Source organism: Streptomyces montanisoli, from assembly GCF_017813245.1.
Taxonomy (GTDB): Bacteria; Actinomycetota; Actinomycetes; order Streptomycetales; family Streptomycetaceae; genus Streptomyces; species Streptomyces montanisoli.
Genome location: NZ_JAGIQL010000366.1, coordinates 1 through 1,112 on the forward strand (window position 1 = coordinate 1; position 1,112 = coordinate 1,112).

The 1,112-nt window shown below is 76.7% G+C and carries 1 protein-coding gene; it reads right to left on the bottom strand.

The genetic code is table 11. The annotated features are described in order from the left end of the window. Positions 1-170: 170 nt before the first annotated feature. Positions 171-1,112 (bottom strand): alanine racemase (gene alr / locus JFN87_RS33180; RefSeq protein ID WP_209346228.1); only part of this gene is annotated, 942 nt, incomplete at its 5' end.

Below are 1,112 nucleotides of genomic sequence, written 5' to 3' on the forward strand. Positions count from 1 at the left end.
CGCGGCGCCACGCGCCGGTGACCGCCGAGGCGGCCGTCGTGCCGGCCCCGACCGCAGCGCCGGCGGCCTGGGCCACGTCCCGTGCCGCTCCGCCGTCGCTCACGCGCGTCCGTCCTTCCGCCTCCGCACGGCCTGCACCGCCTGTCCCGGTGTTGTCTTCCCCTGCGGGGTCACCGCGACTCCTGGCCCGCGTCCTCGTTCAGGTAGACGCGCGGGACCCGCGCGCCGATGCGCGTGACGATCTCGTACGCGATGGTGTCCGCCGCCTCCGCCCAGTCGTCGGCGGTCGGCTCGCCCAGGTCGCCCGGGCCGAAGAGCACGGCGCGCGTGCCCTCGGCGACGGACTCGCCGCCGAGGTCGACCACGAACTGGTCCATGGCGACCCGCCCCGCCACCCGCCGCCAGGCGGGGCCCTCCCCCACCAGCACGGGCCCGCGGCCCGACGCGTGGCGCGGGATTCCGTCCGCGTAGCCGAGCGGCACGAGGCCGAGCGTGGTCTCGCGCGGCGTGCGGTACGTGTGCCCGTAGCTGACGCCGTGCCCCTCGGGCACCTGCTTGACCAGCGCGAGCGACGCGGACAGCGTCATCACCGGCCGCAGCCCGAAGTCCGCGGGCCTGCCGAGCTCCGGGCTCGGCGAGATGCCGTACGTGGCGATGCCGGGGCGCACGAGGTCGAAGTGCGCCTCCGGCAGGGTGAGCGCGGCCGCGGAGTTCGCGATGTGCCGCACCTCCGGCTCGACGCCCTCCTTCTCGGCATGGGCGACCATCTCGTGGAACACGTCGAGCTGCGCGGCGATGGACGGGTGGCCGGGCTCGTCCGCGCACGCGAAGTGGGACCACAGGCCCGTCACCCGTACCTCGCCCGCCTCCTGCGCGGCGAGCGCGGCGCCGACGAGTTCCGGCCAGTCGGCGGGCTGGCAGCCGTTGCGGCCGAGCCCGGTGTCGGCCTTGAGCTGGACGCGCGCGGGCCGGCCGGCGGCGCGGGCCGCGGCGGTGACCTCGCGCAGCGCCCACATGGCGCTGACCGACATGTCGAGGTCCGCTTCGATGCCCGCGTCCCAGGGGTCGCCCGGCGTCCACAACCAGCACATCAGGGGGCCGTCGAGGCCGGC